The organism is Protofrankia sp. BMG5.30 (assembly GCF_001983005.1).
GTDB lineage: Bacteria > Actinomycetota > Actinomycetes > Frankiales > Frankiaceae > Protofrankia > Protofrankia coriariae.
The window spans coordinates 1-13,987 of the sequence record NZ_MOME01000016.1 but is presented as its reverse complement, the minus strand read 5'-3'; the positions used below and the strand labels follow the sequence as shown (position 1 = coordinate 13,987).

The 13,987-nt window shown below is 68.5% G+C and carries 12 protein-coding genes, 1 tRNA gene and 3 pseudogenes; 14 read left to right on the top strand and 2 right to left on the bottom strand.

Translation table 11 applies throughout. The features are described from left to right. Positions 1-158: 158 nt before the first annotated feature. Positions 159-1,823 (bottom strand): phosphoglucomutase (alpha-D-glucose-1,6-bisphosphate-dependent), encoded by a 1,665-nt coding sequence (gene pgm / locus BL254_RS10165; RefSeq protein ID WP_076843172.1) that lies wholly within the window; start codon positions 1,821-1,823, stop codon positions 159-161. Positions 1,824-2,168: 345 nt separating this feature from the next. Here pgm and nadD point away from each other — a divergent pair. From nadD to BL254_RS10145, 4 genes and pseudogenes are all read left to right on the top strand, one after another. Continuing rightward, positions 2,169-2,735, top strand: a pseudogene (gene nadD, locus BL254_RS10160) (nicotinate-nucleotide adenylyltransferase); the annotation flags it as partial. Between the two features lie 402 nt (positions 2,736-3,137). Beyond that, entirely contained in the window at positions 3,138-3,551 is a 414-nt protein-coding gene (rsfS, locus tag BL254_RS10155) for a ribosome silencing factor (RefSeq protein ID WP_047224958.1), read from the top strand. After that, positions 3,548-4,276, top strand: a complete 729-nt coding sequence (locus BL254_RS10150; protein ID WP_076843170.1) for a histidine phosphatase family protein — start codon at positions 3,548-3,550, stop codon at positions 4,274-4,276. Before rsfS ends, BL254_RS10150 begins: the two co-directional genes overlap by 4 nt. A 100-nt stretch (positions 4,277-4,376) precedes the next feature. Continuing rightward, a tRNA-Ala gene (locus BL254_RS10145) sits at positions 4,377-4,453 on the top strand. Positions 4,454-4,619: 166 nt separating this feature from the next. Here BL254_RS10145 and BL254_RS25925 read toward each other — a convergent pair. Further along, a complete protein-coding gene (locus BL254_RS25925) occupies positions 4,620-5,165 on the bottom strand; it encodes a hypothetical protein (protein WP_139342256.1) in 546 nt (181 codons plus the stop codon). 386 nt (positions 5,166-5,551) lie between these two features. Here BL254_RS25925 and BL254_RS10140 point away from each other — a divergent pair, with 386 nt between their 5' ends. The 10 genes and pseudogenes from BL254_RS10140 to BL254_RS10095 all read left to right on the top strand — a co-directional run. Then, a complete protein-coding gene (locus BL254_RS10140; RefSeq protein WP_076843169.1) occupies positions 5,552-7,639 on the top strand; it encodes a TerD family protein in 2,088 nt (695 codons plus the stop codon). Positions 7,640-8,030: 391 nt separating this feature from the next. Further along, positions 8,031-8,228, top strand: a complete 198-nt coding sequence (locus tag BL254_RS10135; RefSeq protein ID WP_076843168.1) for a hypothetical protein — start codon at positions 8,031-8,033, stop codon at positions 8,226-8,228. Further along, complete coding sequence (locus BL254_RS10130; protein ID WP_047224949.1) at positions 8,221-8,592, top strand: inorganic pyrophosphatase; 372 nt, start codon at positions 8,221-8,223, stop codon at positions 8,590-8,592. The genes BL254_RS10135 and BL254_RS10130 overlap by 8 nt, the downstream gene beginning before the upstream one ends. A gap of 171 nt (positions 8,593-8,763) precedes the next feature. Then, positions 8,764-9,129: a type II toxin-antitoxin system RelE/ParE family toxin gene (locus BL254_RS10125; protein ID WP_047224950.1), complete on the top strand. Its 366-nt coding sequence runs from the start codon at positions 8,764-8,766 to the stop codon at positions 9,127-9,129. Next, the gene (locus BL254_RS10120; RefSeq protein WP_047224951.1) at positions 9,122-9,418 is read left to right on the top strand and encodes a helix-turn-helix transcriptional regulator; all 297 of its coding nucleotides are present in this window, start codon (positions 9,122-9,124) and stop codon (positions 9,416-9,418) included. Before BL254_RS10125 ends, BL254_RS10120 begins: the two co-directional genes overlap by 8 nt. A 294-nt stretch (positions 9,419-9,712) precedes the next feature. Continuing rightward, the gene (locus tag BL254_RS10115) at positions 9,713-10,603 is read left to right on the top strand and encodes an oxygenase MpaB family protein (protein WP_076843167.1); all 891 of its coding nucleotides are present in this window, start codon (positions 9,713-9,715) and stop codon (positions 10,601-10,603) included. Between the two features lie 194 nt (positions 10,604-10,797). Beyond that, positions 10,798-11,120, top strand: a pseudogene (locus BL254_RS10110) (AMP-binding protein); the annotation flags it as partial. Positions 11,121-11,261: 141 nt separating this feature from the next. Further along, positions 11,262-12,149, top strand: a complete 888-nt coding sequence (locus BL254_RS10105) for a membrane protein (protein WP_047224954.1) — start codon at positions 11,262-11,264, stop codon at positions 12,147-12,149. A 285-nt stretch (positions 12,150-12,434) separates the two neighbouring features. Continuing rightward, complete coding sequence (locus BL254_RS10100) at positions 12,435-13,265, top strand: polysaccharide deacetylase family protein (protein WP_047224955.1); 831 nt, start codon at positions 12,435-12,437, stop codon at positions 13,263-13,265. A 192-nt stretch (positions 13,266-13,457) separates the two neighbouring features. Beyond that, positions 13,458-13,987: pseudogene (locus BL254_RS10095) on the top strand (IS5 family transposase); the annotation flags it as partial.

The window sequence follows — 13,987 nt, the reverse complement described above, 5'->3', positions numbered from 1 at the left end:
GGCGGCGTGGCGCCGCCGCGTGGCACGGCGCGACAACACGGGGGAGGCCAGGGGGCGGGTCCCGGGGCGGGAGAGACGCCCCGGAGCCCCCGGCGTGGCGACACGGGGGGCGCCACGCCGGGGGCTCCGGCGACGCCGCGATGCCGCGAGGGAGAACCTCAGCGACGCAGCGCGGCGTCCACGACCGCCTGGGCCTCGGCGAGGACCGTCTGAAGATGCTTGGGGCCGCGGAAACTCTCCGCGTAGATCTTGTAGACGTCCTCGGTGCCGGACGGCCGGGCTGCGAACCAGGCGTTCTCGGTGACGACCTTCACCCCGCCGATCGCGGCCCCGTTGCCCGGGGCGTGCGAGAGCGCGGCGCGCACCGGCTCGCCGGCGAGCGTGCCGGCGTCGAGGTCCGCCGGGGTGAGGGAGGTCAGGATCTTCTTCTGCGCGGGGGAGGCCGCCGCGTCGACCCGGCGGTAGGCGGGCGCGCCGAACCGGCCGGTCAGCTCCTCGTACAGCCGCCCCGGGTCCCGCCCGGTGACGGCGGTGATCTCCGCGGCGAGCAGGCAGGGGATCAGGCCGTCCTTGTCGGTGGTCCAGACCCGGCCGTCGCGGCGCAGGAACGACGCCCCGGCGCTCTCCTCCCCACCGAAGCCGAGCGAGCCGTCGACCAGCCCGTCCACGAACCACTTGAAGCCGACCGGGACCTCGACGAGGCCGCGCCCGAGCCCGGCCGCCACCCGGTCGATCATGCTGGAGCTGACCAGGGTCTTGCCGACCGCTGCCGCGCCCGGCCAGTCGGCGCGGTGCGCAAACAGGTAGGAGATGGCCGCCGACAGGTAGTGGTTGGGGTTGAGCAGGCCGGCCGCCGGGGTCACGACGCCGTGCCGGTCGGCGTCGGCGTCGTTGGCCAGCGCCACGTCGAAGGAGTCCTTCAGGCGCAGTAGGGAGGCCATCGCGTACGGTGACGACGGATCCATCCGGATCTTGCCGTCCCAGTCGACGGTCATGAAGCCGAACCGCGGGTCGATGGTGGCGTTGACCACGTTCAGGTCGAGTTTGTAACGCTCGGCGATGGCCTGCCAGTAGACCAGGCTCGCCCCGCCCAGCGGGTCGACGCCGATGCGCACCCCCGCGCCGCGGATGGCGTCGAGGTCGATCACGGACGGCAGGTCGTCGACGTAGGCCGACACGTAGTCGTGCACGGTGGCCGCGGCCCGGGCCCGCTCGAGGGAGACCTGTTGGACGCCGCGCAGCCCGTCGGCGAGCAGGGCGTTCGCGCGGTCCTGGATCCAGGAGGTGATGGTCGTGTCGGCCGGCCCGCCGTTCGGCGGGTTGTACTTGAACCCGCCGTCCGCCGGGGGATTGTGCGACGGCGTGACGACGATCCCGTCCGCGATCCCGCCCGGGCGGGCGGTGGTCTGGCCGACGGCGCCGCGGCCGGTGTTGTGCGTGAGGATCGCGTGGGAGATCACCGGGGTGGGGGTGGCCTCGTCGCCGGGGGCGACGCGCACGTCCACCCCGTGCGCTGCCAGCACCGTCAGCGCGCTGTCGCGGGCCGGCGCGGACAGGGCGTGCGTGTCGATGCCGAGGAACAGCGGCCCGTCCACCCCGTGCGCGGCTCGGTGCTCGCAGATCGCCTGCGTGACCGCGACGATGTGGTCGGCGTTGAAGGAGCGTCGCAGTGACGATCCGCGATGCCCGGACGTCCCGAACGCGACCCGCTGGGAGGCCTCGGCGGGGTCGGGATGCTCGTCGTGGTAGGCGGCCAGCAGCGCGTCCACGTCGATGAGGGTGTCGGGTGGCGCGGGCCGGCCCGCGAGCGGACTGGGCGGCATCAGGCGGGCCCCCTCGGGCAGCAGAAGTGGCAGGCACGGGCGCCGGTCACGGCCAGCCCGGAATGGTTGCGACACTTCCAGCCTAGCGGGCCGACGGCGGCATGGTTACGGCCGCTTCCCCGGCGGTTGCCGAACTTCCCGCGGTCCCGCTTTTCCCGCCGATCCCCGGTTTTCCCACGCGCTTCCCACGCGTGTCGTCCCCGTGCGTGCTTTCCTCGCTTTCCTCGCTTGTCAGGCCCGGTGTGTGACAGCGGACGTGCCGGGCGCCGCCAGATGTGATACATCCGGTGAGATGTCGAAACCGCGCCGTGCTCCGGTTACTGTCCGTTCGTGAGGCTCGGCGTGATGGGCGGGACCTTCGACCCGGTGCACAACGGCCACCTGGTGGCCGCCAGCGAGGTCGCCGCCCTGTTCGATCTGGACGAGGTGGTCTTCGTCCCCAGCGGGCAGCCGTGGCAGAAGGCCGACCGGGAGGTGTCACCGGCCGAGGCCAGATACCTCATGACCTTTCTCGCGACGGCGGGTAATCCTCGCTTCACGGTGAGTCGGATCGACGTCGACCGCAGCGGCCCGACCTACACCATCGACACGCTGCGGGACCTGCGCCGCCAGCGCAGCGACGCCACGCTGTTCTTCATCACCGGCGCGGACGCGCTGGCGCAGATCCTCAGCTGGCGGGACGTCCAGGAACTGTTCGGGCTGGCCCACTTCGTGGGCGTCACCCGGCCCGGCTACCAGCTCGAGCTCGACGCGAGCCTGCCGGTGGACGCCGTCAGCCTGCTGGAGGTGCCAGCGCTGGCGATCTCGTCGTCCGACATCCGGGCCCGGGTCAGCCGCGGGGCGCCGATCTGGTATCTCACCCCGGACGGGGTGGTGCGTTTCATCGCCAAGAGCGGCCTGTACCAACCCCGTGGCCAGGCCGCCCCGACCGGCCTGGTTGTTCCGACCGGCCCGGCCGGCTCGCCGGGTCTGGTGCGTCCGGCGGGTCCGGCGGGCCCGCGAGCCGGTGCCGCCGGTACCGGAAGTGGCGGTGACACCGGCGGCAGCGGTGCCGGCGGCGCGGCGCCCGCGGGAACCGGGCCGATCAGGCCGGCGGGCCCGCTGAGCCGACGCAGGGCAGATCCAGGCTCGTGAAAGTGTTGCGTGTGTCAGGCTGGACAGGCAGTACACAAGCTGGTCCGGCACACGCCCACAGTCGGTCGACGAAGGACGTGCCAGCCGTACCAGCGCGGGTGACGGTCGTGACCGATGATCCACCAGGGTCTGACGATCCACCGGAGCCCGACGACCCACCGAACCCGGAGAGGTGTATTCGTGACCGCATCCCCGCGAGCCGTCGAGCTCGCCCTCGAAGCGGCGCAGGCCGCGGCGGACAAGCTCGCCCGTGACATCGTCGTGCTCGACGTCAGCGAACGGCTGGCCATCACGGACTGCTTCGTCGTCGCGTCCGCGGACAACGAACGGCAGGTCAAGGCCGTCGTTGACGGGATCGAGGAGCGTCTGCGCGGCTTTGGCGCCAAGCCGGTCCGCCGGGAGGGCGAACGCGAGGGACGCTGGGTGCTGCTCGACTTCGCTGACATCGTGGTACACGTGCAGCACGGCGAGGAGCGGACGTACTACGACCTGGAGCGGCTGTGGAAGGACTGCCCACGGATCACCTTCACCGACCGTGACATCGCCCGTCGGGTGGAAGTGGAAGCGGTGGCCCCCGGCGCGGGCCGCCGGTGAGGATCCTGCTGTGGCGCCACKGCCGCACCGCATGGAACGAACTGGGCAGGTTCCAGGGGCATGCTGACCCGCCGCTGGACGCCACCGGTCGGGCTCAGGCCCGGCTGGTGGCACCGGCGATCCGCGCGCTCGCGCCGGACGTCGTGGTCTCCTCGGATCTGCTGCGCTGCCGGACGACCGCAGCCGAACTGGGCCTGACCGTCCAGGTGGACCCCCGACTGCGCGAGATCTCGCTGGGAGAGTGGTCGGGCCTGACCGCGCGGCAGGCCGCGGAGCGCTTCCCCGCGGAGGCGGCGGCCTGGCACCGCGGCGAGGACGTCCGCCGCGGCGGCGGTGAAACCTACGAGGAGGTCGGCGCCCGGGCGATCGGCGTCGTGGAGGATCTCRTCGCCAGTGGGCTGCCCGGCGACGACGGGCTGGCCGTGCTGGTGCTCCACGGCGGCACCGCCCGGGCCCTCATCGGCCGGGTGCTCGACGTACCGCCGTCGACGTGGTGGCACTTCGGCCCGTTGGGGAACTGCCGCTGGTCGCTGCTGCGCCGCTCCAACGGGCGGTTCCGGCTGCTCGAGCACAACAGCGGCCCGCTCGCCGCCACCCGCGCCGTTCCTCGGACGGACGCCCCGCGGGCGGCGTCGGCAGGGCCACTCGCGCAGGCCGCCCCGCCCGCGCTCGACGCCTCGGCCGCCCCCGACACCGAACCGGTACACTCGCCGAGTACCTCCTGAACGGGCACTCGGCAGAGCCTGTAAGGTGTGCGAAGCAGGCAAGCGGTACGGGGGAACGACAGGGAGACAGGCAGCAGGGCAGGGCGGCAGTAACACATCTGGGGCTGTGGCGCAGTCTGGTAGCGCATCACACTGGCAGTGTGAGGGTCAGGGGTTCGAATCCCCTCAGCTCCACCACTTGCTGTAGCGAACCGTCTGACCTGGGAAAACGATGCAAAAGTACGGGTTCGCGCGCTTTATAGATGGTTGACCGGCGGCTTGATCCGGACACATAGGTGCAGATCAGGCTGGGGGTGAGGGGGTCGAGTCCCCTCACCCCATCTTCGATCTTCGTTGCACAGGGTCACGGTGATTCCGTCCTCGATAACCTGTCCGGCCGGGGTGGGATCGGCTCGTCACCAGCAACCGGTCCGGTGGACAGCGTCGCACAGAGGCCGCCAGCGTCCATGCATGCTTTTTCACCATCTCCGCGAGACAGGACTTGCCAACACCAACTCCTCGCGAGGGCGGTAGGACATGCGGCCGACGCTCCGGTTCGACTGGCTGGTGCTGCCCTGAACCATCGGTCGGTCAGGAGGGTGCCGGCGACGAGGCACAGGGCAGCGGGTATGTCGCCCCAGGGCAGGGTGCTTCCAGGTGGAGGCCAAGAGCCAGCGAGCCGCTCGACGTCGGTGATGAGAACGGTGGTGCCCCACACCTTGGCGAGTTCACGCGCCCGCAGAGCGGCATCGCGCAGCATGGCGAGGATGGTGGCCGGCTTTCCCTGACGGATGAGGATGTCCCGAGTCTCGATCGCCAGCTTGATCGCTTGTGTGACGGTGCCATTGCAGCCTTCGGCCGCCTCGCTCGCCGCGGCGTTGTACCAGTCGACGATGAGTTGGTTCGACACTTCATCATCCGCGGTAGTCAGTCGATAACCTGGGTTGTCTGCCGGCAGAGTGCGCGTCGGGGTTGGCGCTGGTGCAGTAACTGGCACGTCGCCTCCACCGCATCTCGCGATCGTGACAGCCGCCAACGCCAGGTCTGCCCACCTTGTCCGCATCTGTCCCCTCCGTGTATCGGAGGCGCRGGATAATGAGTTGCCGAGCAGGCCGGGGAAGGTTGCTGTGATCAGTCGAAACCAAGATCTTCGCTGACCCGCGGAGCCTGGCGTGACGCCTTCTCTTGTGCGTCTGATTTCTCAACAGTGGTCTGATGTAGTGATGTCAGTGGGCATCCTATCGGCCAAGGTCTTGGGGATATGGTCCCGGTATGTGCGCTGCGACGGTTGCGGCCATGCGCAAGGGGGGAAACGTCACCCTCAGTGCCCTGGCTGACGAAATCGGTTCTGTATYGGTCATTCTTGAGTGGGCTGCCGAGAAGGGGCATCCGCTTGACGCGGATGTGAGCGTTCTCCTGCTCGGGGACGACGGCAAGGTCCGGTCAAACGACGATTTCGTCTTCTACAACCAGCCGTCCGGGGCGGGTGGGGCGGTCCGGCTCCGTGGAAAGACCTCCAGCGTGGAGGAGAGGTACACGGCCTTCACCGACGTCGTTGAGGTCGACATGGACGATGTCCCGGACAGCGTTGAACGGGTACTGCTCGCCGCCAGTCTGGACGGCGGGGCCGGGGACGGCTTCGGGCGGCTGGAGTACCTGCGGCTGCGGCTGCTGCGTGGGTCCGACGCGACGGAGCTGCTTCGTTTCGACGTCACGGACGCTTCAACCGAGACAGCGTTCGTACTCGGAGAGGTCTACCGCCGTACCGGGCAATGGAAGTTCCGCGCGATCGGTCAGGGATACGACACCGGCCTGGCAGCACTCGTCACCGAATACGGCATCGAGGTCGATGCTGACGAGGAAGAAAGTCCGACACCCGGCCGCGCCGAGCCAGCGGCGCCCGCTGGCGCCGATTCCACGGTCAGTGGTGGCTCCAGCGCCGTGCAAGATGCTCCCAACGATGTGAGTCCGGCAAGTGTGTCCCGCCCGCCGGCCCCGGCCAGGGAGCGGCGAACCCAGACGGTGACCACGAAGAAACGCAGGCCTGCGAGGCGGCTGTCGGCTTCGAAGGCGAGGCGGTTGGATGCCGGGGAGGCGGAGGAGCCTTGGCAGTCGGCGAGGCTGTTCCCGGTGGCAGGTATCGGTGGAGCCGGGGAGCAGGAGCGGCGTGCGACCTCGGCTCTGCTCGCCGTCGTGGGATCCGTGCGCGAATTCGGCCGCGCTTTGACGACCCGGTTCGGGGCGCCCGCCGGCCAGGTCGAGACGTTCATCGAGGTTCCATTCAGCCGGGGTGACAAGCCTTACCGGCCGGACGGGTTGATCCGGGTGACGCGGGGGCAGCGTACGTGGACGGCGCTGGTCGAGGTGAAGACCGGGACGGGGGAGCTCCGCCCGGAGCAGGTCGAGGCATATCTGGACATCGCTCGGGAACAGCGATTCGATACTGTCATCACCGTATCCAATCTGATCACAGCGGCGGACGAACGGCACCCCATCGCGATCGACGGGCGAAAAACGAAGAAAGTCGGCGTCCATCACCTTTCATGGGCAGAGATCAGATTCCGCTGCCAGCTTCTGCTCGAAAACAGMTCGGTGGCGGACGCCACTCAAGAATACATTCTCACCGAGTTCCTCAGGTACCTCGACCACCCACGTTCGGGTGCCGACAAATTCGACGACATGGGGCCTCACTGGGTGGCTGTGAGGGACAGCGTCTCGGCGGGTACGCTGCGACCGGCGGACAAAGGACTGCCTTCCGTCGCCGAACGTTTCGACCAGCTTACCCATTATTTGTGCCTGCACCTGGGTGGGCTGCTGGGTATCGAGGTCCTCCCTCACCTGAACCGGCGGGTGGACGCGGTGCAGCGACGGCATGCATTGGCCGAGGAACTGTGCCGGAACGGCACCCTGTCCGCGATGCTGCGGATCCCCGGAACGGTTGGCCCGGTGACTGTGACAGCGGACCTGCGTGTGGGCCGGGTTGGATGCTCGGTCAGCATCGACGCTCCTCGCCAAGGACGGCCGCTCACCCGAGTGAAGTGGATTATGAGGCAGCTCGCGGATGCAAACGGGAATCTGCGGGTTGAATCTTTCGACCAAGGCTCGCGGGAGGCTGCCCGAGCCGATCTTCTTGCCTTGGTGCGCCAGAAGCCGGAGATTTTGATCGCTGGCTCGGCTTGTGAGATTCGGGCCTTTCGTATTTCCCTGAGTGCTCCTCTCGGTGCGAAACGCGGCGCAGGGAAGGGTACATTTGTCACATCGCTGGTGGACACGCTGGAGAAATTCTACGAAGAGGTGGTACAGAACCTGCGCGAATGGCATGACTCCACCGATGCCGCCCCAGCGTCGGGCAATGGTGCTAGCGCCTCAACCGAGAAAAAATAGCTTACATCGCGCGGGTGGATGCGCTACATTCCTCCCTCCCAGGAGACGGTCAGTGGCCGGAGTTCCGGCCACTGACCGTCCTCGTTCGCCTTGTCCGTCAGGGCATGTATCCTTCAGAGAGGAATCAGGATCGTGAATGTTGCGCCGCCCGCGTGGGGACGCTTCAGATCCTCTGTGGGGTGCGTTGGCGTAGGTAGTGGGCTAGATCGGGGTTCAAGTTCTACCCTTCAACTCCACCGCAATCTGTAATCATGCCGTTATTCTGGCAGGACGGGGAAACTTTATGGTTTCCGACATTTGATCAGGTGGAAGATGTCCATGTCCTGGCGCTGATCAATTGGTTCGAGTCCTCAAGCACACCGATAGATCTCGACTCCAGAACGTAGTGAGAGTGAGATCGGTTCGCCTCGCCGGGGGATGCATCCCGGCCGTCCTGCACCACACCATCAGCGTGTCGTTCGAGCCGGAGGACGCGGCCAGGGTGYCACCGTCTCGCGCGAGCGGCTGGACAATGGAGCCGACCCCAGGCCACTTCGTGTTCGTGGTCTCCCTCATGGGTCCTCTACTCGACGGCGGCGACCATGTCTGAGGCTCCCTGTACCCGCTTCTTCGGCAACCTCGACGGGCTGGCGGCCACCTCGCGGCTGGTGGACCGTCCGGCCGGCAGCAGATACCCACGGGTGCCGCAGGCCGTGTATCCCGTCGACTACAGCTACCCGGAGAGCACCGTGGCCGCGGACGGCGACGGTGTGGACGTATTCCGCGGCAGCGCCGCCGGCGCCGGGGTAGTGGGGGTCTTCGTGACGGCGGATCCGGGTAAGCGTGACGTGGAGGTCAAGATACTGATCGACTGTATCGCCGACGAGATCGAGCGGGTGCGGATCCTGCTCGACGACATCCTGGAGATCGGAGGCCGGCTCGTGCCGCGGAGCGCGGAGACCGCCACCGATTGACGATCGAGGGCTCAGCCCACCCGGGAGTCGAGGCGCTCAACCTGTGGCTCTCCGGCCTTGCCGGGACGGTCGTCCGTGTGGCCGATGGTGTGCGGTGTGTCGTGGTCTGCCGGGTGGCCGCGTCGGTCTTGACACATGAGATCACCGTCGCGCGAATATAGCGTCAACGCTATGATCTGGGGTATCGTCGAGCTGGAACCGGAGGTCCGGGACTGGCTGGAGCGGCTGCCGACCGCGCAGTTCGCGACGGCCGCCTTCTACGTGGACCTGCTCGCCGAGCAGGGTCCGTTGCTGGGTGAGCCGTACACGCGGCAGCTCGATGGCAAGCTGCGGGAGCTGCGGTTCCATCTGGAGGGCCGGGCGATCCGGGTGACCTACTGGATCGCGCCGGGCCGGCGGGTGGTTCTGCTGACCGTGTTCGCGAAGACACGGATGCGGGAGGCTGCCGAGGTGTTCCGGGCGAGGCGCGCGCTGGCACGCTGCCTGACCGAGTCGCGCACGGTGGGCGAGGATGAAGGGGGCGACGGCGATGGCTGAGCGGGCGGACTGGGCGGGGCTGCGGGAACGGCGGATGGGCGAGCCGGGTGCGCGGGAGGCCTACCAGGCGGCCAGGCTGGCGTTCGAGCTGGGCCGGGCGGTGCGGGAACTGCGCCAGCGGCGCGCCTGGAGCCAGGCCGAGCTGGCCCGCGCGGCGGGCATGACGCAGTCGGCGGTGGCGCGGTTCGAGGCCGGTGGCACCATACCGACACTGCCTGTGCTGGAACGGCTCGCCGAGGCGCTCGACGCCGACCTCGACGTCCGCGTCGTCCCTCGTCCCGCGGCGTAGGAGACGTTCTGGCACGCCTGTCCGGACATGAGCCGGTGAACACAGTCCCGTGTGGCTTACCGACCGCCGCCGTGAGCCCGTTGACACCCGCCATGGCGGCGTCACGAGGTTTGCCATGAGTGTGGCCCCGCCAGGACCGTCGAGGTAGCGGAACTGGCCACCCCGGCCCTGTGGCCGACCGGCAGCTTCAGGCACGGCTTCCGCTTCCTGTGTTCGGTAAGTCCTCGATCGCCGATTGCGCGGAGGTGTCGGTGCACTTACAGTGCACTGGCGGTCGCTGAGGAGGTAGTCGTCGTGACCAAGGCCCGTCATAACGAAGGGCTGGACCCCGAGAGCCAGTTCATGGAGATCTACCGAAACCTGGCTGTCTACGAGTTCCCCTGGGACCTCAACCAGTCGCTGAGCTTCGCGTTGTTCYGGACCTACGCGGTGCCGAGCATCGGCGGCCTGCTGGATCGGACCRGCGAGTTCGGCCGCGACACCCAGAAGCGCTACGACGACACCGCGATCCTGCTGGAGGTGCCRCTGCTGGAGGGCTTCGACACTCCGCGGGGCAGGGCGGCGGTGCGGCGCATCAATCAGATGCACCGGATGTACGACATCTCCAACGCCGACATGCGCTACGTCCTGTCGACGTTCGTGGTGGTGCCGAAGAGGTGGATCGACGAGTACGGCTGGCGCCGGCTCACCGACGGGGAGGTGCTGGCCTCGGTCCGGTACTACCAGACCCTTGGTCACCACCTGGGTATCACGGACGTTCCCGCGACATACGACGAGTTCGCCCGCCTGATGGACGACTACGAGCGCGAGCACTTCGCGTTCGACCCGGGCGGGCGTCGGGTGGCGGACGCGACCCTGCGTCTGCTGACGACGTTCTACCCCCGGCCCGTGCGGCCGCTGGTCGAGGTCTTCAGCCGGGCCCTGATGGACCCGCCGCTGCTGGCGGCATTCGGCTACAGGGAGCCCGGCCGCGTCGCGCGACGTCTCTCCGAGGGCGCGCTGCGCGTGCGGGCCGGGATCGTCGCGCTTTTCCCGGCCCGCCGCTCACCCCGGTACGTCCACGACATGTCCCGTATCCGCAGCTACCCCGACGGCTTCCAGATCGAGCGGATGGGGACCTTCGTCCCCGGCTGCCCCGTGCACCACGGCGATTCCGGTGCGGCGACCCACCACGCCGCCACCTGAGCCGGCTCCAATGTCGGGCCGGCCCGCCGAGCTCCACCAGCGGGCCGGCCCGCCAGTTCGCCATGGCTGTCGAGTGTCGCCGCCCGGTGGCCGTGGCCGACCCGGCTGTCCGGGTCGTTTTCCGCATCCCGCGCTCTCGGCCCTGCCCGGCCGGTGTACGGGCCATCCTCGCCGCCACACCCGAAAGGCGACCCATGTCGTCATCACCCACGTCAACCAGCACCCAACCCGGCAGCCGGATCAGCCAGCCCCACATCTCCCGCCGGCCGCACTGGAACAACCACCTCGAGCGGCACGCCGACGCCATCCCCGAGAAGGCCGCACTGCGGTTCGACGGGACGACGACCACCTGGGCGCAGTTACGCGAGCGCGTCCACGCACTCGCCGACGCGTTCGCACGCCGCGGCATCGGCTTTGGCGACCGGGTCGCCATCGTCATGGGCAACCGCCCCGAGTTCCTTGAGACCGTGCTGGTCACCAACCGGCTCGGCCCATCGCGGTGCCGCTCAACTTCCGCACCCGGGGGCTGGTTTCGCGACGGTGGTGGACGGTCACGGACGTTCGAGCCATGGCACGCGCTCACACGTCCGTCACATGAATGGTGTGGTGTATTGCGGCAGCGCTGAAACGTCCCTGTCGCCGCCCCGGAAAGACACCGATGCCTTCTTCCTCGCACAGCCGGACCCACGGTCGGGAGCCCGTCGCCCCCAAGGTCCCGGAGATCACGGCGCTGTTCTGGGTCGTCAAAATTCTGACAACGGGCATGGGCGAGGCGACATCGGACTATCTCGCGCACCTCAGCCTGGTGCTTGCGGGCGCGGTCGGCATCCTCGGCCTCGCACTCGCGCTCTGGTTGCAGTTCCGGGCCCGGAGTTACTCCGCTCCCGTCTACTGGTTTGCGGTGATGATGGTCGCGGTGTTCGGCACCATGGCCGCCGACGGACCACCCATCGGCCACATCGGTTCGACGGTCTTTTACATCGTGGTCCTCGCGACCGTCTTTTACGCATGGCATCGGCGTGAAGGAACGCTGTCGATCCACAGTATCGTGACCTGCCGCCGGGAGACCTACTACTGGCTGACCGTGCTCGCGACGTTCGCGCTGGGCACCGCGATGGGCGATCTCACCGCGGACTCGTTGCACTTCGGCTACCTGCCCTCGGCCATCCTGTTCACAGCGGTCATCCTGGTGCCAGCGGTCGCCTGGTGGCGGTTCGGCCTGGGCGAGGTCGTCGCCTTCTGGTCCGCCTATGTCGTGACCCGGCCACTGGGCGCCTCGTTCGCCGACTGGCTCGGCAAGCCGGCCGGAAGGTCCGGCGTCGGTCTCGGTGACGGCTTGGTCGCCCTCGCCGCCCTCGCCGCCCTCATCGTGATCGTCGTACTGGTCGGCTATCTGATGGTGACGCGCGGCGGCATCCAACGCGGCGCTGTCGAGACTGTCGAGAGCGCTGTCGTCGGCGGTGGAGGCACCAGCAACGATGATGTGAACGCTCCGGGCCTTCCCCAGCAGGCTCGGTCGTGGTTCAGCCAGGTGAAGGTCGATTAGGGCGTGCCTGACGGATGTTCGATCGCGCGGGCGACGCCCACACCGACCAGTATCCATCAGACACACCCCAGCGGCCGAGCCGTCGGAGGTGCGGACAAATCCTGTTCACCTTGATTCGCCCGTTGTGCCGCGGCGTCGGGGCCCAGAACTTGTCCTGATTGCTTCACCGGATCGTTTGCTGATCGACGTCATGGTGACGGTTTTTATCATAAGCTTTTCTGCCGATATCCTGAGCGCGGCCCGGCCCCACACTCGAACCTCCCCCAGCGTCCGGATCGGATCCGCATGCCTGAGAGCGCCGATGGGCGATCATCGCGTCGCCAGTTCTTGTCCGCCGCTGGCACGGTGGTCACGGCCGCCGGGCTGGCGGCCTGCGCCACCGGTGGGTCGAACCCACCCGCGTCGGCGTCGGCGGGGCTGTCTGCCGCCGCGGCCCGCCCCGGCAGTTCAGAGGCGGCAACCACCGCGGCCTCTCCCGGACCTGGGCTGATGCCGGGAGGGGCCGCGGCAGCGGTCGCCCACGGACCGCGGGACCGTCCGCAGGTGGCGCTCACCTTCCACCTCGGCCCGCACGAGGCGGACCAGGATCTCTCCCTGGCGCATCGGCTGCTCACCGAGGCGGCCGAACTCTTGGTTTCGATTACCGTGTTCGCGGTCGGACAGTGGCTGGACGAACATCGTGATCTTGTCCCCGTCATCCTGGCCGCTGGCAACGAACTGGCGAACCACACGTACTCCCACCCGGTACTGACGGCGTTGCCAGCCGACCTGGTGGCGGCGGAAATCATCGGATGCCGCGACGTCCTGGCCCGGCTGGCTCCGGCCCAGGGCCGCTATTTCCGGCCCTCAGGCACCTCCACCGCCACCCCATTGATCCTCGCCGAGGCCGGTGCCGCGGGTTACCGGACGGTCGTGGACTTCGACGTCGACCCGCTTGACTACACATCCCCTGGAGCCGACGCCGTCGTCGCGCGGGTGCGCGCCGGCGTCCGGCCCGGCTCGATTGTGAGCATGCACTTCGGCTACCCGGGAACCGTCACCGCGTTTGCCCGCATCGTCACGAACCTGCGTACGGCAGGCCTGGTCCCGGTGTCAGTACGCGATCTTCTTGTCTGATCCCGTGCACCAGCCGCGCCGCCTGCCAGGGAAAAGAGCCCACGCGGAATGGCTGACGCTCCCGCGAACCCCCAGCGGCGACGGGAGACCTGTTGATCATCGCTGGTGGGCGCCGCTCGAGCATCCAGCGCCGGACAGGGCCATTAGGGCCTGTGTCGAAAGTGGATCCTGGGCGTGAGATGATCTTGATTCGTGGCGCGTGGAGATCTGACGGACGAGCAATGGGCCGTGCTGGAGCTGCTGTTGCCGACGGGCAAGAAGCCCGGCCGGCCACCGATATGGACCCGGCGGCAGCTGATCGACGGCATACGGTTCCGGGTTCGTACCGGCATCCCGTGGCGGGACATGCCCGCCGAGTACGGGCCGTGGGGCCGGGCGTACGACCTGTTCCGCCGCTGGCAGCGCAACGGCACCTGGCAGCGCATCTTCACCGAACTTCAGGYCCGGGYCGATGCCAAGGACCTGATCACCTGGGACCTCAACGTCGACTCCACCGTCTGCCGGGCCCACCAGCACGCCGCCGGAGCGAGGAAAAGGGGGACCTGCAGAAGGAGCCGCCCGGCGGTGTCGCAGTCGAGCCCGACGACCACGGCCTCGGACGCTCGCGCGGCGGCCTGACCACCAAGCTGCACCTCGCCGTCGAGCAGGGGCAAAAGCCCATGTCCATCGTGATCACCGCCGGGCAGCGCGGGGACTCCCCGCAGTTCGAGGTTGTCCTGGGC